The sequence below is a fragment of the Planococcus donghaensis MPA1U2 genome (genome assembly GCF_000189395.1).
Taxonomy (GTDB): Bacteria; Bacillota; Bacilli; order Bacillales_A; family Planococcaceae; genus Planococcus; species Planococcus donghaensis_B.
In genome coordinates this window covers 48898-68165 of the sequence record NZ_AEPB01000057.1, presented here as the reverse complement: position 1 = coordinate 68165, position 19268 = coordinate 48898, and the positions used below count along the sequence as shown (strand labels likewise).

Annotated in this window: 17 protein-coding genes and 1 riboswitch; of the genes, 10 read left to right on the top strand and 7 right to left on the bottom strand. The window is 39.0% G+C overall.

Going from position 1 to position 19268, the window contains the following annotated elements; translation table 11 throughout:
- Nucleotides 1–25 precede the first annotated feature (25 nt).
- Complete coding sequence (locus tag GPDM_RS14910) at nucleotides 26–1258, bottom strand: GGDEF domain-containing protein (protein WP_008432654.1); 1233 nt, start codon at nucleotides 1256–1258, stop codon at nucleotides 26–28.
- 122 nt (nucleotides 1259–1380) lie between these two features.
- Nucleotides 1381–2844: a S8 family peptidase gene (locus GPDM_RS14905; protein ID WP_008432652.1), complete on the bottom strand. Its 1464-nt coding sequence runs from the start codon at nucleotides 2842–2844 to the stop codon at nucleotides 1381–1383.
- A 142-nt stretch (nucleotides 2845–2986) separates the two neighbouring features.
- Nucleotides 2987–3076: riboswitch (cyclic di-GMP riboswitch) on the bottom strand.
- Nucleotides 3077–3756: 680 nt separating this feature from the next.
- On the opposite strand from GPDM_RS14905, the gene GPDM_RS14900 reads away from it, so the two are divergent.
- Nucleotides 3757–4530, top strand: a complete 774-nt coding sequence (locus GPDM_RS14900; protein ID WP_008432651.1) for an Ltp family lipoprotein — start codon at nucleotides 3757–3759, stop codon at nucleotides 4528–4530.
- A 331-nt stretch (nucleotides 4531–4861) separates the two neighbouring features.
- Here the strand turns inward: GPDM_RS14900 and GPDM_RS14895 are convergent, their stop codons facing one another.
- From GPDM_RS14895 to GPDM_RS14880, 4 genes are all read right to left on the bottom strand, one after another.
- The gene (locus tag GPDM_RS14895) at nucleotides 4862–5884 is read right to left on the bottom strand and encodes a sodium-dependent bicarbonate transport family permease (RefSeq protein ID WP_008432649.1); all 1023 of its coding nucleotides are present in this window, start codon (nucleotides 5882–5884) and stop codon (nucleotides 4862–4864) included.
- A gap of 161 nt (nucleotides 5885–6045) precedes the next feature.
- Entirely contained in the window at nucleotides 6046–6420 is a 375-nt protein-coding gene (locus GPDM_RS14890; protein ID WP_008432647.1) for a Na-translocating system protein MpsC family protein, read from the bottom strand.
- A 504-nt stretch (nucleotides 6421–6924) separates the two neighbouring features.
- Complete coding sequence (locus GPDM_RS14885; protein ID WP_008432646.1) at nucleotides 6925–7248, bottom strand: helix-turn-helix domain-containing protein; 324 nt, start codon at nucleotides 7246–7248, stop codon at nucleotides 6925–6927.
- 6 nt (nucleotides 7249–7254) lie between these two features.
- Entirely contained in the window at nucleotides 7255–7605 is a 351-nt protein-coding gene (locus GPDM_RS14880; protein ID WP_008432644.1) for a type II toxin-antitoxin system RelE/ParE family toxin, read from the bottom strand.
- A 166-nt stretch (nucleotides 7606–7771) separates the two neighbouring features.
- Here GPDM_RS14880 and GPDM_RS14875 point away from each other — a divergent pair, with 166 nt between their 5' ends.
- From GPDM_RS14875 to GPDM_RS14840, 8 genes are all read left to right on the top strand, one after another.
- On the top strand, nucleotides 7772–10531 hold the full coding sequence (locus GPDM_RS14875; RefSeq protein ID WP_008432643.1) for a type I restriction endonuclease subunit R: 2760 nt from the start codon (nucleotides 7772–7774) through the stop codon (nucleotides 10529–10531).
- 481 nt (nucleotides 10532–11012) lie between these two features.
- The gene (locus GPDM_RS14870) at nucleotides 11013–12596 is read left to right on the top strand and encodes a type I restriction-modification system subunit M (RefSeq protein ID WP_008432641.1); all 1584 of its coding nucleotides are present in this window, start codon (nucleotides 11013–11015) and stop codon (nucleotides 12594–12596) included.
- Nucleotides 12571–13800 (top strand): restriction endonuclease subunit S, encoded by a 1230-nt coding sequence (locus tag GPDM_RS14865; RefSeq protein WP_008432640.1) that lies wholly within the window; start codon nucleotides 12571–12573, stop codon nucleotides 13798–13800. Before GPDM_RS14870 ends, GPDM_RS14865 begins: the two co-directional genes overlap by 26 nt.
- A 43-nt stretch (nucleotides 13801–13843) precedes the next feature.
- Nucleotides 13844–14644, top strand: coding sequence for an AlbA family DNA-binding domain-containing protein (locus GPDM_RS14860; RefSeq protein ID WP_008432639.1), 801 nt, complete (start codon nucleotides 13844–13846; stop codon nucleotides 14642–14644).
- A 182-nt stretch (nucleotides 14645–14826) separates the two neighbouring features.
- Nucleotides 14827–15426, top strand: a complete 600-nt coding sequence (locus GPDM_RS14855; RefSeq protein ID WP_008432638.1) for a hypothetical protein — start codon at nucleotides 14827–14829, stop codon at nucleotides 15424–15426.
- Nucleotides 15426–15884: a protein-export chaperone SecB gene (locus GPDM_RS16335; protein ID WP_008432637.1), complete on the top strand. Its 459-nt coding sequence runs from the start codon at nucleotides 15426–15428 to the stop codon at nucleotides 15882–15884. The genes GPDM_RS14855 and GPDM_RS16335 overlap by 1 nt, the downstream gene beginning before the upstream one ends.
- 4 nt (nucleotides 15885–15888) lie before the next feature.
- Nucleotides 15889–16557, top strand: coding sequence for a hypothetical protein (locus tag GPDM_RS14845; RefSeq protein WP_008432636.1), 669 nt, complete (start codon nucleotides 15889–15891; stop codon nucleotides 16555–16557).
- Between the two features lie 423 nt (nucleotides 16558–16980).
- Nucleotides 16981–17547 carry a DUF4126 domain-containing protein gene (locus GPDM_RS14840; RefSeq protein ID WP_008432635.1) on the top strand — a complete coding sequence of 189 codons (567 nt, stop codon included), beginning with the start codon at nucleotides 16981–16983 and terminating at the stop codon, nucleotides 17545–17547.
- Nucleotides 17548–17791: 244 nt separating this feature from the next.
- Here the strand turns inward: GPDM_RS14840 and GPDM_RS14835 are convergent, their stop codons facing one another.
- A complete protein-coding gene (locus GPDM_RS14835; RefSeq protein WP_008432634.1) occupies nucleotides 17792–18442 on the bottom strand; it encodes a peroxiredoxin-like family protein in 651 nt (216 codons plus the stop codon).
- A 140-nt stretch (nucleotides 18443–18582) separates the two neighbouring features.
- On the opposite strand from GPDM_RS14835, the gene GPDM_RS14830 reads away from it, so the two are divergent.
- Nucleotides 18583–19143 (top strand): CGNR zinc finger domain-containing protein, encoded by a 561-nt coding sequence (locus GPDM_RS14830; protein ID WP_008432633.1) that lies wholly within the window; start codon nucleotides 18583–18585, stop codon nucleotides 19141–19143.
- Nucleotides 19144–19268 lie beyond the last annotated feature (125 nt).

Here is a 19268-nt window from a genome sequence, read left to right as displayed (position 1 = left end):
CGAGATCGTCTTTTTTCATGTTTGTTTAATTAGTTGCTAAGACAGCACGTTCAGCTTCAGCAACTTCGTATAAGCTAACTCTATTTCTTCCTTTGCGCTTTGCTTCATACAACGCTTCATCTGCCGTTTTGATCAACGAATGAATGTCTGTGGCGTCTTCTGGATAAGTGGCAACGCCTAAGCTAATCGTCAGCGACACTTTCTCGTTGGCTTCGCTTCGAACGTCTAAGTTTTGGACGTTTTGGCGAATCTCCTCAGCTTGACAAAAAGCTTCTGCTTTTGTTGTCTCAGGCAGCAGCATAACAAATTCTTCGCCACCAAAACGCGCCACGGTGAATTTACTTTTTTGGCTTTGCTTGAACACTTTTCCAACAGCGATAATAGCAGTATCGCCAGTAGAGTGGCCATACGTGTTATTGATATTCCGAAGAAAATCCATATCCCCAAAAATCAACGATAGTGACGTGTTGTTTTTTTGACTCTTTTTGTACAACTCGTTTATCTTTTCATCAAAATGTCGGTAATTGTAAATGCCGGTTTTGGCATCAATGTAGATCAATTCAGCACTATTAGCCTTTTGCAGTAAATTCTGCAACAGCAGTGCCGGAACAATTAGGAATAAAATTAAATACGGGTTGTAAAGATACGTAATCGCTAAAATAGCACCAGTAATTAACAAAATTCCTTCGGATGAAACGGTATCCACTTTAATGACCGGAGCTGTTTTCCAAGCAATGCCTTCATCCAAACTGATCAATGTATTGATCAAAAAGATGCGCGTAATGCCGAAAACCAGCATTTCTAATAACAGCGCAATGGTGAACAATAACTCAGAATCAGGGCTAGTACCGGATATTTCTCTAAAGATCGAATACCCCAATAACCCAGAAACGATGGTCGCAGAAGCATTGAAATCGGGACCCGTGAATGGTTCAGGGTGCTTTTCTTTTAAACGAAAACCAATATTGACGAAACACGAAATCACAATACTCAATGCAAATAAAGGAAAAGGCAAAATAATCAATGCCGCAAATTCAACAACACAGCCCATTCCAGCAGAAAGCTTGGAATCGACAAAATCAAATAGTCCACCATGTCGAGAGATAATCACTAGCGTGAGCCAAATGAGAAAAGTAATGGATGTGAGATCAGCTAGTTGCGGCTGCTCGACTTGCCAACTAATTAGGAAAACAGTGAGGGCTAGCATGTTGGACAGCACGATAAAATTTATGGCTTTTCTTGGGTGTTTGGTATTCATCACTATTCACCTCATGGACAAGAAGTCCAGTTCTAATCACTAATGAATACAATAGGGAAGCGAGTACTCGCTAGCTTAGTAAACTAGAATGTCCGACTTGCAAGTTACTGAAACGTTTCAGTTTAATCAAAGTTATTTCTCCAAGCAATATTTCTCCAAGCAATATTCGACCAAGAGACGTTGCGCCAAGCAATGTTCGACCAAGAATCTGGAGTGTCTAGATTTACATCGTCGCCTGCTGCAGCTGCAATCAGGGAAGACAGTTCGAAATTTTGAGTAACGTTCGCTGGGAGATTGCTTGGTTTAAAGAATACAGCTGCATCTGCAGTGACAAGTCCAGCGCTACCTGCAGGTTGTTTGCCATAAGAACGTGTCGTATTCTTCAAGATCCATTTTACTTGGTCAGGAGTCAAGTTTGGATTTTGTTCAAGCATTAACGCCACAATTCCACTTACCATTGGTGTCGACATTGACGTGCCACCCATGGTGAAATAGTCGTTGCTTACAACATTTTCAGGTTTTAATCCCCGCAACTCGCCTTTTGGCATATAAGCCGTTATTTTAGAACCAGGAGCAACAACTTCTGGTTTAGAAAATCCTTCTGAAGTCAGCCCATTGCTCGACCAGTTTTTTAACGAATCGTCTGCGGTATCTTTTGTGCCCTTATCATCTATGGAACCTACCGTAATGACAAATGGATCGTTTGCCGGTGCGTAACAAGTCGAACAACTTGTGCCGCCTTGGTTGCCTGCGGATACGACAACTACGATTCCTTTATGCCAAAGAAGTTCAACAGCCGCGTTTGTTGCACTTTCTTTGTAATTTTGTTGCGTGGCAATTTGATTGGAAATATTCACTACGCGGATATTGTATTTTTCATGGTTATCGTAAATCCATTCAAGACCTTCGACTAAGTTTTGTTCGCCAGCTTTGCCTTCGTCGTCACTCACTTTGACGTTGACAATATCAACGCCCGGTGCAACACCAGGGTAGGCTCCATTACTTTGAGTTCCGTCGCCTCCAAGAATACTCGCTACGTGCGTACCGTGGCCGAAAGAATCTGACATGTTATTGGCAGTTGAGAATTTAGCATTTGCCGAAACTCGTTTTTTAAAGTCTGATTGAGCGCCGTTAGCGATCCCGCTATCAACAACTGCTACGGTAACCCCTTTACCGGTAACTCCTTTTTTAACCACTTTGTCGCTAGCGAGGACGGACTGATAAACATTGGCGATTAACTTATCATCCGAGGTTTTACTCGACTTCTTGTTTTCGACCACTTTTTCATCTTGATTGACAAAAACTACGCCGGGAACGGACTGAATGGATGGTGCTTTAGCTGGGTCTATTTCTACTAAGTAGGTATTGATAAAAGTCCATTCATCAACAATCGAACCACCAAGTTGTAGGATCGCGTCCTCAATTCCTTGCGTACCTGCTTTTGTGCCTACCATATAGCGAGCAGTAGGTTGTGCTTGTTCGGAAATGACCATGGCTTTTGTGTGAGTAGGTGCGATAGAAGCTGCAAAGCCGCTCAGTGCAACTGCAGCCACCATCATATGAGTGAGTAGTTTTTTTACTGTCATGTTTTCCCTCCTCTTATTAAGTATTTCTTCAAAAGATGTTAGTAAATCATCAGCCCCTGTCCTTACAATGTAATGTTGTATGTGGTGTTCTTGTTGTGCCTATAAAAAAAGGACCATTCGCTGTGGAATAGTCCTTAAACCATTCGGTAACCCAGCCATCGTAGATTGTTTACCAATCCGTAGATCTGTGGTTTTGCGTCTTTGTCTTTCGACAAATTTGCCTTTTCGTTTTTAGTTGTACCTATATTTTACTTAAATTTACTGAATGATTAGAAAATGCAATTTATTAACATTATAAGAATCTTTGTACCTACTGTCAACTGAAAATGTAATTATAAATGCTTATTATGGGATTTATTTCTTTTATATTTTTCCAACTTTTTTTATTAAGTTTTTAGATGGGAAATAAAACATAAAGTTAGTATTTTTCGCGAGCTAATGAAAATCATGCGATAAGACAGGAAAGTCTATCTATCTAAAAGATCAATCCTGAAATTATGCACACACTATTCTTGTTTTTTAAATTAACATTGCAATTAAAACTATTTAGTAAAAGAGTAGTTCAATAGAAGGCGGGGAAATTATTGTGCAAAAGTGCTGAGACAAAGTTCATAAAATTCGACCTTACCAGTTTCATAGGGAGGTCTTTTTTTGTGTATCGGCAAAAATAGTGATCTGTAAAATAAACAATAGACGGGCTAGTAGAGTTTAGTTACATGAATGCTATATGAACTAGATACTCGTTGTGTTATATTGGTAATATTATAGTATAAATGGGAATATATTAATACTACAAAAGTACTATATTAGGGATTATTTTACAAAATAATGTATTTAATAAGTTGCTGATTCATAGCAAGTCAAAATAACAAGCACAATCTAATCTTCATAATCAGAAAGGGGCAAGTATGTATGTGGAAAAACAAAAAAGTAGTAGCGACCGCTGGACTCATCGTTTTGTTGAGTGGCTGTAGTGAAGAAACAATCGAGAAGGACGAACCGGTGATTGAAACAACAGAAGTAGAAGCCGCAGAACCAGAAAAAGCTGAAGAAGTCGCAAAAGCTGAGACAGAAGAGAAGAGTGAAGCTGAAGCAGAAGAACAAGCTAAGGCTGAGGCAGAAGAAAAAGCTAAGGCAGAAGCAGAAGAACAGAGAAAAGCTGAAGAACAAGCAAAAGTTGAAGCCGAAGAAAAGGCAAAAGCAGAAGAACAAGCAAAAGCTGAAGAGACAGCACGTATAGAAGCAGAAAATGCAGGTTCAGCTTCTCAACAACAAGCGACAAGAATGGCCGAAGAGTACTTATCGTATACCGCGTTTTCGAAAAGCGGATTGATCGACCAATTGGAATTCGAAGGATTTAGTAACGCGGATGCTACATTTGCTGCAGAAAAAATCGATGCAGATTGGAGCGAGCAAGCAGTACAAGCGGCTGGAAACTATATCGCGTATACTGCTTTTTCAAGAACGGGCCTTATCGAACAATTAGAATTTGAAGGCTATAGTAGCGACAATGCGACATACGCAGTAGACGAAATCACTGTTGATTGGAGCGAACAAGCGATTTTAGCGGCAGAGACCTACATCGAGTACACGTCTTTCTCAAGATCTGGACTAATTGAGCAATTGGAGTTTGAAGGGCATAGTAAGGCGGATGCTACGAATGCTGTGGATGTTATTGGGCTTTAATAAAATATAGGGGATCAGTCTTTGACTAAAGACCGACTTGTGGTTATTCGAGTTGTTTACCAGATCTTCTGGGATACAAATCGCTCCGGCGCTTTGGGCATGGCTTTCGCAAGAAGCCAGGAAACCCACCTGTCTTCTTACTTCGCCTAGCCCTTGGACGCGCCGTCGCTAGTATGTGGTTCTCTTTATTCATAGTAGGAACATAGCCACTTTTCTAAACAGGTTATTCGCTAATACCAGAAACAATTATGATAAAAGAGGTGTTGGAATGAGTCTATTCCAACACCTCTTTTTCTATGTTCATCAAATGACTCCCATGATTCTTTTAGATTTAATGAGTGAATTGCGCTAAAGCAAAGTAGAAAGGAATGCCAACGATTAAATTGAACGGGAAGGTAACACCAAGAGACAGACCGAGATAAATGGATGGGTTTGCCTCCGGAACGGACGTCCGCAAAGCTGCCGGGGCGGCGATATAAGAAGAGCTTCCCGCCAGCACAGCCATCAAGACCACACCTCCAAGCGATAGGCCAACCAAATTTCCTACTAAGACGCCAGCGCTTCCACCAATTAGCGGAACACATAGACCAAATAAGAGGATTTTCCAGCCGTGCTTGCTGATTTCAGGGAGGCGCTCTCCTGCGATCAACCCCATATTTAATAGGAAAAGTATTAAGATGCTTCCATAAAGATCGATAAACAGCGGTTTAACAATCGATTCAGCTTTTTGTCCTACCAACCAGCCGATGATCAAACTGCCCATCAACAGTAGGACACTTTTGCCCAATAAGCTGTCACGTAGCACTTCTTTATCGAACAGGTTCATAAGGGAAGCAAAATTTAGACCGAACTTTTTGGGAGTTCCGGGAGCTTCTAACAAATCTCCTGAATCGGTTTTATGTAGAATTCGCAACAGCAGCAGCGATATGATGATGGCCGGACTTTCCAATAAAACCACTAATGCATTCATAAATCCTTCATAGCTGATCTGTTTCTTTTCAAGGAAGGAGATGGCGGCTCCGTATGTGACAATGCTGACAGAACCATATGTAGCCGCAAGTCCGATGGAATTATGAAGATCCATCTTCATCGCGAGAAGTGCAATCAACACAAGCACTGGAATGGTAATGCCCAAAAGCAAAGTTCCAGCAATCGGTTTAATAACGGTGTGGAGCTCGTAATGAGACAGCTCCATGCCGCCTTTAATGCCGATAGCCACTAACAAGTAGATGCTTAAGGCTTCACTCAAGCCAGCAGGAAATTTTAAATCAGATTTAACTAAAGCGGCAATGACCCCCAGTACAAAAAATAAAACGACAGGGGACAATAAATTTTGAATCATGATATCGTACATAATGATCAGTTCTCCTTTGTAATCGATTGTATGGTGCAGATTTCTTTATAAAAAAACCGGTACCATCTAATTGACAATGATGAATAAGCTCATCGCCAATTAGATGGTACCGGTTTACCCGCAGCCCAAGTTGCCTTGTTCTGAAAGTCTCCCATATATGCTTATTGTAATTTTTCCTGTAGATTTCCAGATAACCGAAAAACCATGATGCGTTCTCCAGTATGGGTGCTAATATCGGTATGGAAGCTTTTCACTTCTTCTCCTGTTAGCTCTTGTATAAGGTTCCCTAAAAACTCACGTCCGGACTCCACTAAATCTGATCGCATTCGTTTAACGGCCAATAACCCTTCTTTGGCACTGCATAATTGATACTCGGCAGGTGTCAAAACGCCGCTTAACGAAATGACCAGCATATCCCGGAGAATATCTGTTTTTACCGAAACAGAACCTCTGCCTAAAAAATCTTTTTCCCACTGGGTTAAGGTTTTGCTGATCTCCGCTTCTAAAGATCCTTTTGTCCATTTACTATGCTCCATATATTGTTCCTCCTAATAAAGAAAAACGGCATACTTCTACACCTGCAACAAATGCAGATATAAAAATATCCCGTCCTACCATGCTTTTAACCAATGATTCTCCACACTTCTTCATCCAATCAATAAGAAACTTATTAACTGCCTGCTTAAGCCTGAAACAGCACCTGGTTACCAGTTTAAATTTTACGGTTATTCTGTTGAAGTAATCTTATCCAATCTGTTTTGGGTTGTCAATAGGATGTTTTTGGGGGAGTTGTCTATGGAAAGACACAGTTACGAGTTAAGTTGCGCTTCGGTCGCTTTGGGCATGGCTCACGCGCTAAGCCGGAAAGAGTATCCGTCTTTTCGCTCCGCCTAGCCCGTGGACGCGCCGGCGCTGGGTTTGGGTCAATCAGCTTGAATTGAGTTCACTATATAGATGTTAAGAAGTGCTTCAATACAATCAACAAAAAACCATTATCTAAAAAAAGATAATGGTCTTTTAATTGACATACTTAAAATCAACTAAACAGAGATAATCTCCTGTTGTTCAGCTACTTGAGGTTCGTTTCTCAAAATTTCCAATAGGCGAGAGGCTGAGCCACTTGGATGGTTGGTTCCACGTTCCCAAGACTCTACAGATTTAATCGATACGCCCATGAGTGCAGCAAAAGATTTTTGAGTCAGCTGCATCTGCAAGCGGAGTGTTTTAATGTCTTCAGCTGTAAAGTTAGCTAGTTCTTTTATCTCGACTGTTTTGGTTCTAGTTTTTGAAGGTTTTCCTTTCGCGTGGTCAATCGCCTGATTTAGACTCCTTTGTAAGTCGTTAAAGAATTGATCTTCAGTCATTGTTGTTCACCCTTTCTGTGTATAAAGAAATTTCAGTTGTTCGACCATCTGCTTTAGTACTTTCTTTTGGTGAGGTTTTAAATTTTCCTGTTGATTTTTAGCGTAAATAAGGAGTAAGAGCGTGTGAGATGAAGTTTGGATATCTAAGTAAATAACACGGTATGCACCACTTTTACCTCGCTGCTCATATTCAGGAGAAAATCGAACTTTGCGAAGTCCACCAGTACCTGCAATTACATCACCTTGACTTGGATTCATAAGTAATTGCAGTTCAAGTTCACGTTGTTCATCAGAACCTAATCCATATTGCTTCCACTGCTGCTCAAAGTTTTCAATATATACAAATGTTCGTTTCATATATACCTCTTTCTACTTTCTTTTTATTATACCCTATTGAATAGGGTTCAATCAAATTAGAGCAGTCAACAAATTATTCTCTTCATCCACTTAACTCAATTACAACCACCCACATTTGTGGTAAAATTATCTAAATAGAATGACGGCCATAAGAGGGGGATATCGTATGGTACATCAAACAAGAACACAGTCGGAAGCGCAGCTGGAAAACGAGATGATCGAGCAACTCGTGGGACAAGGATTTGAACGAGTTTCGATTCCTTCTGTCCAGGCATTGCAAGACAACTTTCGCACACAAATCAATAAGCTGAACGAAGAAAACCTAGAGGGACATGCTTTGTCTGATAAAGAGTTTGAGCGATTGCTGTTGAAAATTGAAGGCAAGAGCGTGTTTGAGTCGGCTAAAATTTTACGTGATAAAGAAATCATTTCGCGCGATGACGACAGCATCCTTTACTTGAAATTATTCGATACGCAAAACCATCAAAACAACTTTCTCCAAGTGACGCATCAAACCACTGTAGTGGGACGTTACACAAATCGCTATGATGTGACATTGCTGTTCAACGGCTTGCCACTCGTTCAAATTGAATTAAAGCGGAGAGGTCTTCATTTTGCTGAAGGCTTTAACCAAATCATGCGCTACCGTAAAGATTCTTACGGTGGTTTGTTTAACTTTCTGCAAGTTTTTGTGGTGTCAAACGGCGTCGACACGAAGTATTTTGCGAACTCGGACCGGGAGCCGATGAAGAGTTTGATGTTTTTTTGGTCGGACGATGCCAATAAACGCATCACGAAACTAGACGCGTTTACTGCTTCATTCTTAAACCCTGTTATGTTGCAAAATGTCTTGTCCAAATACATGATCATTAACGAAACCGATAAACACTTAATGGTCATGCGCCCGTATCAAATTTATGCAGTTGAGCGCATTCTTCATCAAACCATCGAAAAAGAAGAAAATGGCTATGTGTGGCACACGACTGGGAGCGGAAAAACTTTAACTTCCTTTAAAGCCAGTGAACTTTTAGCGCAGCAAGAAGACATCAAGAAAGTCATTTTTCTCGTTGACCGAAAAGATCTCGATTCGCAAACGATGGAAGAGTTTAATAAATTCGAAAAAGACTCTGTCGACCGTACAACCAAAACAGGAGTGTTGGTCAAGCAGTTAAAAGATCCGAACCGAAAACGAATCATCACAACGATTCAAAAAATGGCACATGCCGTTAAAACCGAACGGTACCGCGACGTGATGAAGCTATACGAAAACGAAAAAGTCGTTTTTGTTATTGATGAATGTCATCGCTCGCAATTTGGTGAGATGAATTTACTGATCAAACGCCATTTCAAACGTGCGCAATACATCGGTTTTACCGGCACTCCGCGTTTTGTCGACAACAAATCACAAGACGGCCGCACCACGTCGGATTTGTTCCAAGACTGTTTGCATACGTACTTGATTAAAGACGCCATTCATGATGGCAACGTGCTTGGCTTTTCAGTCGAATACATCCGTACGATGAAAGGCAAAGACGGCATCGATGACGTCACCAAAGTGCCTGGCATTGACCAACAAGAATTGTGGCTAGCAGATACACGCATTGACATGATCGCACGTCACATTACAAGCATTCATTCGAATAAAACACATAATAAGAAATACACTGGTTTACTGACAGCAGAAAGCATTCCCGCGGCAATTAAATATTACGATGCTTTTAAGAAAATCGATTCCGGCATAAAAATTGCGTCTATTTTTAGTTTTGGGACAAACGAAGAAAGTGTAGAAGGCGAAGAACATTCGCGTCATTCACTCGAACGCATTATGGAAGATTTCAATCAAGAATTTGGCAGCAATCACACGACGGAAAACTTCGCTGCTTATTTTGCGGATGTTTCAAAAAAAGTGAAATCCGCACAAATCGATTTGCTCATTGTCGTTGATATGTTCTTAACGGGTTTTGACGCCAAAACCTTGAGTACTTTATATGTAGACCGTCCGTTAAAGCACCACAGCTTAATCCAAGCGTATTCAAGGACGAATCGTGTCGAAGGACCGAAAAAACAATACGGCAATATTGTGTGCTACCGCAATTTAAAAGACGAAACAGACACGGCTGTTCGGTTGTTTTCTCAAACTGGAGATACGGAAACGGTTCTCATGAAGCGTTACGATCAATACTTGGCAGACTTTAAAGACCAACTAGATCAACTTCTCGACATTGCGGTTTCACCAGAAGCGGTCGACGACTTGGAAGGCGAATCCAAGCAAAAAGAGTTTGTCATCTCATTCCGCGACTTAACGCGCATCCTCACAAAGTTAAAAACATTTGTGGAATATGACTTTAACCAACCAGACATGGGCATTAGTGAACAAACCTACAAAGATTTTAGAAGTAAGTACTTACTGCTTTATGAAAACGATAAAAACGCCAAAGATAAAGTGTCCGTCATCAACGACATCGATTTTGAAATCGAATTGATGCAGACGGATAAAATCAATGTCGATTATATTCTTGAGTTATTACGCAACACAAACTTTGAAAATAAAAATGAGCGTGACGCAGCAGTGCGTCGTGCGATTAAAGAAGTGAACGAAGCATCAAGCGATGAAATGCGCTTGAAACGAGATCTATTATTAGAATTCTTACAAGGTGTCGCACCAACGCTTACGAATAAAGACTCCATTAATCAGAAATACCACGACTTTGAAAACAAGCGCCGCAAACGCGAAATCCAAGCGATGTCTGAGCAGGTGCAAGTGGCAGAAGACCGTCTCGAGTATTTTATGAAAGAATATGAGTATACAGGCGTATCTCCTGACCAAGAAATCAATGATGCGATCAAAGCACCGTTTAAAGAAAAGCGGAAACGTGTTCAGGCGTTAAAGGATTTTATCTATGATAATGTGAGGAAGTATTCGTAGCTTGGAAGAAATCGCTGCAGGCGGACGCTTTCCGGGGGGCACGGCTTCAGCCGCTTCCCTCGCTCTGCTCAGTCCAGGGTCTTCAGCTCGTGCTGTTCCCCCTGGAGTCGCCGCCTTTCGCTCTTTCTTCTAAATGTGATGTCACTAGAGTTAGCGCAAATCGTAAATAGGCTCGAGTATATTAGTAGAAGTAGAAGATGACAAAACGCTTCGGACGCGTTGGGGATGCCCCCCACAATAAGCCAGGCGAAAAGACCGCTAGTCTTATTGCTTCGGCTATCCCGTGGACGCGCCGGCGCTTAGTGCGTAAAATCTAACAAAGCAACTGATGAGAGAATATAATAGTAGAAGAACTGCAAGTAGCAGTCACAACAAACCTCGCGTCACGGTGACAGACACAATTGTTCCTCAAATTGTGACTGTTGCGGGGACGCAATTGTAGAAGAAAAGAATGTATAGACCACACCAAAGGAGAATCCCAATGACAACTTCAGAAAAACAACGTCAGCAACAAGCTGAATTGCATAAGAAACTATGGACTATGGCTAATGACTTGCGCGGTCAAATGGAAGCGTATGATTTTAAAAATTATATACTTGGTCTTATTTTTTATCGTTATTTGTCAGAAAAGACAGAGGCGCGGATTGCGAAGTTATTAGAAGAAGACAATATTTCGTATGAAGATGCTTGGAAAGACGAAGAGTACCGCGAAGGATTGATCGAAACTTTGCTCGAAGAAATCGGCTTTGTTATCGAACCAGAATTTTTGTTTTCATCGATGGTAACGGAAATCCCAAAAAGCGATCAAGGGAAGTTTGATGTAGAGCTGTTGCATAAAGCGATCAAAGCCATTGAAGAATCGACTTTAGGAACAGATAGCCAACAAGACTTTGAACATCTTTTTGATGACATGGATTTAACGTCGACAAAATTAGGGCGTGACGTAAAATCACGTTCAAAACTAATTGCGAAAATCATCTTAAGCATTAACGATATTCCGTTTTTACACGACGATGTAGACATTGACGTATTGGGCGATGCTTATGAGTATTTGATTTCACAATTTGCGGCGAACGCTGGCAAAAAAGCAGGCGAGTTTTATACGCCACAGCAAGTGTCAAAAATTCTAGCGAAAATCGTGACACATGAAAAACCGGACTTAAAGAATGTTTACGATCCAACGTGTGGATCGGGTTCACTAATGCTCCGTGTAGCTAAAGAATCGAATGTACGCTTGTTTTACGGGCAAGAACTAACGACGACAACGTTCAACTTGGCGCGCATGAACATGCTGCTACATGATTTACGTTATACCGATTTTGATATTCAAAATGAAAACACGTTAGAAAACCCGAAACATGTCGATATGCGCTTTGAAGCCGTTGTGGCAAACCCGCCATACTCGGCCAATTGGAGTGCGGACGCAAAATACTTAGACGATGAACGTTTTAGTGATTACGGTCGTCTGGCACCAAAATCAAAAGCGGATTTCGCTTTTGTGCAGCATATGATTCATCAACTAGACGATAACGGAACGATGGCTGTTGTATTACCACACGGAGTGTTATTCCGTGGTGGAGCAGAAGGCGTCATCCGTCAATTTCTGATTGAAGACAAGAACTATTTAGATGCAGTGATTGGCTTGCCAGCTAACGTGTTTTTCGGTACCTCTATTCCAACATGTGTCTTAGTTTTCAAAAAGACACGCAAAGAAGATGCCGATGTTATTTTTATCGATGCTTCAAATGAATTTGAAAAAGGCAAAAACCAAAACAACTTAACCGACGAAAACGTCGACAAGATTGTCGATACGTATAAAACGCGTGAAAAGATTGAGCGTTATTCTTATGCAGCAAGTTTGGAAGAGATTAAAGAGAATGACTATAATCTTAATATCCCGCGTTATGTCGATACGTTTAATGAGGAAGAGCTAGTGGATTTGGAAGCTGTGCAGGTTAGATTGAACGAGATTGACCAGGAGATTGAAGAGATTGATCGAGAGCTAGAGCAGTATTTTAAGGAATTGGGGGTTGGTTTAGGTGAAAGTACCTCAGTTAAGATTTGATGGGTTTGATGGAGAATGGAAGCAACAAGAGTTAAGTGAGCTATTGGAGTTTAAAAATGGAATTAACGCGGATAAAGACAGTTATGGACATGGAACAAAATTCATTAATGTTTTGGATATTTTAAATAACGATTATATCCTAAGTGATAAGATTATTGGATCTGTAAATGCCACAGTACAACAGTTTCAAACATATTCTGTAACGCACGGAGATATCCTGTTTTTAAGAAGTTCAGAAACTCGTGAAGATGTTGGTAAATGTAATGTCTATCTCGACGAAGAAAAGGCTTCTGTCTTCGGAGGTTTTGTTATTCGTGGGAAAAAAATTGCTGACTACTCACCATTCTTTTTAAAAACAGCACTTAATAATTCTTCAGCAAGAAATCAGATATCTAGTAAGGCTGGGGGAAGTACTCGTTACAATGTAGGTCAAGGCATATTAAGCGAAGTTACGGTTATGATCCCTAAAATTGAAGAACAGCAGAAAGTTTCTTCTTTCTTAATGTTACTCAATCGAAAGACAGAAAAGCAACAAGAGAAAATTGAGAAACTAGAACAGTTAAAAAAAGGTATGATGCAGGAGATTTTCTCGCAGGAGTTGCGGTTTAAGGATGAGGATGGTGGAGAGTTTGGGGAGTGGAAGAGTATTAAACTGAATAAAATCTTAGAAGAAAGGAAAGAAAAGTGTAATGAAAGAAACTTGAAAGTTCACTCTGTAGCTGTACGTGCAGGAGTTATAAATCAGATTACTCATTTAGGAAGAAGTTTCGCCGCTAAAGATGTTTCCAATTATAGTGTTGTTAAATACGGTGATATTGTCTATACAAAAAGTCCAACTGGGGATTTTCCTTTTGGAATCATCAAACAAAGTCATATAAAAGAAGATGTAATAGTTTCTCCTCTCTATGGAATTTATGAACCAAAAAATTTTTACATTGGCTATATTCTTCATTCATATTTCATGTACAAAAATAACACTACTAATTACTTGCATTCTATAGTACAAAAAGGAGCAAAGAATACAATTAATATCACTAACCAAAATTTTGTTTCCAAGAACATTCAACTGCCTATTTCTGAAGTTGAACAGAAACAGATTGCAGATTTTCTTCGAAATACTGATAGGAAAATTAAAAAAGAAAAAGAGAAGTTGATGGTTTTGGAGGAGCAGAAGAAAGGGTTTATGCAAAGGCTGTTTGTGTGAATTTTAGGTAAAGAAATTTTTACAAATATGGTGAGGTGAAAAAGTGATAAAAGAAGATTTTGCAAAGTTTTTTGAAGAGCCTACTCGAGAAGGTTTAAGAGATATTTTGAAACATCAAACTGGGGAACATAACGAAGTTGATTTCAAAGAAGAATGGCCAAGTTCCGGAAAACTTGCAAAGCATATTTTAGCTTTAACTAACTATGGTGGAGGATGCCTAGTCATTGGTGTAAGTGAGGAGAAGGAGCAAATAGAATCTGTAGGTGTAAAAGAATTTAAAAAGAAAGAAGATGTCTATAAAGAGATAGATAAATTCTTACCCAAGAATCTCATTAATGTCTCTAGAATCTTAGACTTTCAATTTACAGAAACAGAATATGCTTCTATAAAAAATAAAAAGTTTCAAGTTTTATTAGTTCCGGATTTACCAAAGCTAATTCCTTTTGTTTCCCCAAGAGATGGAGAAGGAATAAAGAGAGATAGAATATATACTCGAAGAGGTACACAGACTATTGAAGCCTCTTATGATGATATTCAGAAAATTATTAATAGAAGGATTGACACTGGATATTCATCAACTTCCGAATTAGACTTAGAAGCTCATCTTATGCAATTAAAGTTACTTTATAATTCAATTGAACAATATTATTATTTTCAAGAAGGAGGAGCTTTGGCATCTTGGACACTAGATATTTCAGAGCAGTTGAGTTCCATAGTGGGGAAAAGAACGAAAAAAACTAATGTACATTATCCTGAAGAGGGGTATGACGCGTTCATTAATAGTTTGATTAAAAAGAAGAAGAAAAGAATAGAACTAGATCTTGACGTTTTAGGCATAGAATGAGTTTTTATAAAGAAGTAATGTCTTGTAGCTAAGTAGTTTTGAAAATTATGTTTTGCACTTTACGGAAAGAGAGACAGTTAAGTAAATCAACATTATTTTTTATAATCTCAAATATTGACACTAAAACAAAATACATTTAGAATGATTTAATAACATTGATTTACTTAAGGGGATGGAATACTATGAATAGCACTGCTATGTCTAAATTAATTAGTAACGAAGAGTTATCAATTATATTTACTGGCAAGGATGAGGAAGTGTTCACAAATTCACCTCTACTTAAATTCGTGAAAGAATGTTTTACTGTAGTTCAAAAAATTAGTGAAGTAAATAACGTAGATGAGTTTTTCTTAGAAAACATTAAGAAACATCAAAGTGAAGACATACGAGATATTTCTTTTTGGTTAGAAGAAGAAGGCATTAATATGCTTAGAAATATTTTAAGTAAGGCTGTATTATTTAATGTTGAAGTTGAGCCTTTTGTTAAACGTTACCATCATATTCTTGAAACTAGTTTTATTGACGCTATTGAATACAACGATTATAATTCATTTTATTTATCATTTTTAGATGCTATTTATGGAATAGATGATCATGTAAGTAGTTTAGAACATAACGGTGATTTTAAGGGTGACATTATTACTAGTACAATATATTTAAGTAGCGACTTACAAAATTATGATTTACAAGATCATTTTTGGATAGAAATTGCCATGAATTCCCATTTATTATTAAAACCTGCTAAAGAAGCGGGTTTTTTTTATGAGGAGAGATATCAGTGATGAAATTTGAAGAAATAATTAAGGGTTTGTCAGAGCATAAAATTCAGCTTTTAGAAGTTCAGTTAGTCGAAATGAACGTTAAATTTGGTACAGACTATGATTTAACTAAAATTAAAGACCATTTAGCAATTCAGTTATCTAATGGTTCAAGAATTATAGACAAATATAGGGGGGAAGCATTATTAGAAATGAGAATGGTCGTCGAGGATTCTGAGTGTCCTCTAGAGGTGGTTATTAAGTACGTAGGGCAATGCCGTACAGTTTCTGAACTCACTGAAGATGAATTGAAGATTTTTCTAGAATATCAAAGTATTCCGTTGCTATGGCCATATATTAGGCAAGCAGTTTCAGATACAATGACTAAGATGTCAATCCCGCCCATACTTTTACCTACTATAGATGTTTTAGAAACCTTAAAGAATCGGTACAGTTCTGATTCAAATTTAATGGGAGATTAATTAAATGGTAGTAAATATTGAGTTAACACCCATAGAACCTATCAAACCTGAGATTAATAACAAAACTGTACCTGCTGCGAAAATTTTATATAGGCATAAGGACTATTTAGATATCATATGTGAGGGCTTAATGGTTATCAAGCATTATGAAAGATGGGAAGAGGAATTTAAGAACTGGCAGAGTGCCAATGATAAAATTCCGAAAGAAATATTTGATACATTAGAAAATCTTTTTAGTAAAATTAAAACTGAAGAAATTTTTAATGGGGTAAGAGGAGCTCTATTAGAAAAGTTTGTTGAATTATCAGTTTCTGAAAGATTTAATAAACCTACTTCCATAAAAAAAGCTGGATGTGCTGTAAAGATAGAGAGAACTAATATTCCTTCAGACATGTCTATTTATAAAAAAGCTTTTGATTATGCAGCTTTTGACCGTTCTGATCTAAAATCGGAGTTTTATGAATGCAAGGCCTCTCCACAAAGTTTTGAAAAAGGCAATATTGATTTGTTTCAAAATTTAAAAGAACATATAGATAAAAGTGCAATGAAGTCATGTGTGCTAGGATGTGTTTCTTATCACAACAGCAGAAGTATCAATCAAGATTTTAAAAGGAAGAAATTTAATACCGAAAATTTAACAATAATTGGGAATAAGGAAATTAAAAATTTATAATATTTTTAACAACAGTCACGAGTTGCAGAAAATCATAAATTGCGTCCCTGTGTAAAAAACTATTCTAAACGATTCTGACAATACACGACAATTTATAATCCATACATTACCGCACTCGATGCATCGACTTTTCGGGTGTGTTTTTTCGATTTTATTCATTCGTATAAATTGTGTTTGAATGAAAAGAATCGCGATCCTGGGAAAGAAACAATTCTAAACGATTCGGAAAATACGCTACAATTTATATCATATACATTGCTACACCCGCTGCTCCTATGTTGAAGGTGCAGCTTTTTTATATTATTCATCTGTATAAATTGTTTACAAATTATTCCGCACCCTGGGACGAAATATATATACGAGCGCTTGATAACCTGCTCCTATATAATGGTGAAAAGTCTTTGGATAGGAGTGGAACTTCTTATGGAGATGATTCTTGCAATATGCATCGGGCTGGCTTTAAGCGCTACAGTCGGGTTCCGGATTTTTACGCCTTTATTTATAACCGGTGTTTGTGAACGGGCAGACTGGATTACCGTGTCAGAAGGATTTAGCTGGCTCGGCAGCACCCCTGCGCTGATTGCTTTCGGAGCGGCAATCGTATTTGAAATAGCGGTCAATTACATTCCGGCTGTCGGGTCGATGATGAAACTGATTGCCACACCGATCGCGGCACTTGCGGGTATCCTGCTGACAGCGTCATTCATCGGAGATATGAATCCGCTGCTTGAATGGAGCATCGCCATTATTGGCGGCGGTGGAGTTGCCACGGCATCACATACTGTGGTGACTGCTGTTAAAGGGGTAAGCGAAACCGCGCTGCTCAGTCCTGCTGTCGCCGTTGCGGAAGATGTAACTGCAACGACAGTACCGATTGCCATTTTCCTGATTCCGGTGCTGGCTATTGTTTTTGTTGTGCTGATTCCACTGCTGCTTTTCATTTATTACCCTAAGCGGAAACGGCGTAAAAAACGCGTCCCTGGGAGTTAAACTATTCTAAATGATTTTGACAAAACACAACAATTTATATTCCATACATTGCTACACCTGCAGTAGCAATACTGCGGGTGTGGTTTTTCTATTTTATTCATTCATATAAATTGTATGTGAATTGTTTGCGACAGAGGAAACTGGAACCGCTGAAATAACTTAAATAGAAAAATTCAGGTAAATATAAAAAAGTTATCCCAGAAAGTCAGAAGGAAATGACTTCGAGATAACTTTTCCAATTTACTTACTTAAGTTTTTTTAATTCTTCCAGTACATCAGAAGGTTCGTAGCGATCTTTGTAATCTGATTTGGTGTATTCAAATTCAATCGTTCCGTCTGTTTGGATGATGTAGGTTGCTGATACAGGAAGCGTCCACGTATCGTCACCGTTATGCTGGTCGACGCGGAGTCCGATTTCTTTATACGTTTCAATCAGGTATTCCGGCAATTGATAGACTAGGTTGAATTGGTTGGCCACTTCGTTGCTTTCATCGCTTAAGACGATGTATTCCAAGTCGTGTTTTTCTTGAATGGACATGGATTGATCAGGAGTTTGTGGGCTGATGGCAATCAGTTCAGCGCCTTGCCCGTGAATGTCACCAATGATTTGTTGGTACGCGCGCAGTTCCATATTACAGAATGGGCACCAGTTTCCGCGATAGAACGTTAGGACGACGGGCCCTTGTTTTAACTGTTCATAAAGCTCGATTGTTTCGCCAGTTGCATTCGGTAAGTTGAAGTTTGGCGCTTTCTCACCTTTTTTCAATCCTTTTTCTGCGCTCGATGCTTCCAATTCTTCCAAAGCATTTTGCATTTTCTCTTGGACTTCTGCAGGCGCTGTTGCTTTAAAGTTCTCTACGTATTGCTCAAAATCGTTCTTCATATTTGTTGTCATAAAATAAAAACTCCCTTTTCATCTATTGATTGTATTGACCGCTTTTATGTCTAACTATTTGAAATGTTTTATGCGGTTAGTTTCGAACTTTAGGGTATGTTAGAATGTAAGTCAATCATTCTGTTTGAAGGAGGGTTCATATGGAGAATAATTCGGAAACAGCATATTCCTTTGTCAGTCAGTATTTGTTTATCAATTTTTTAAATACGATTAACATCAAAAAAGTTTCTGTGACGGACTTTCTTGATGAAGAGAATGGCCTGGATGATTGGCTTTCGTTAATGACGCAACAAGGCATACTGAATCAGCAGCAAGTAGAAAAGCTCTACAAGTCCCCAATTGATGTGGAGCGGGTAAAAGAATTTCGTGGTCAATGGTGGGGGTATTTGTCTGTGCTGGAAGGGAATGAAATTCCTTTCACTTCTTTAGCCACTTACACCGAAGATGCTCCTCTTTTTATCGATAAAACATTTACACCAGTGCCGAGCAAAGGAGGCACAGAGGGGTTTCTGGCATTGCTTTCTTTTGAAATGATCCAAGCCTTTCAACAAGGAGTTTTTAACAAGATTAAAAAATGCGAGAGCCCAGTTTGCTATGCTTTTTTTATCGATACGAGCGGCAGAAGAAAATGGTGTTCAATGGAAGTTTGCGGGAATCGTGAAAAAGCGCGGAAGCATTACGCGAAAAAAGGAAATGTATAAATCACGCCACTGGGCAAAAATTATAAAAGATTTTGACAAGACTCAATAATTTATTTTCTATGCATCGCCACACCTGCAGCATCGCGGGTGTGGCTTTTCCTATTTATTTATTTCCCCATCCAATA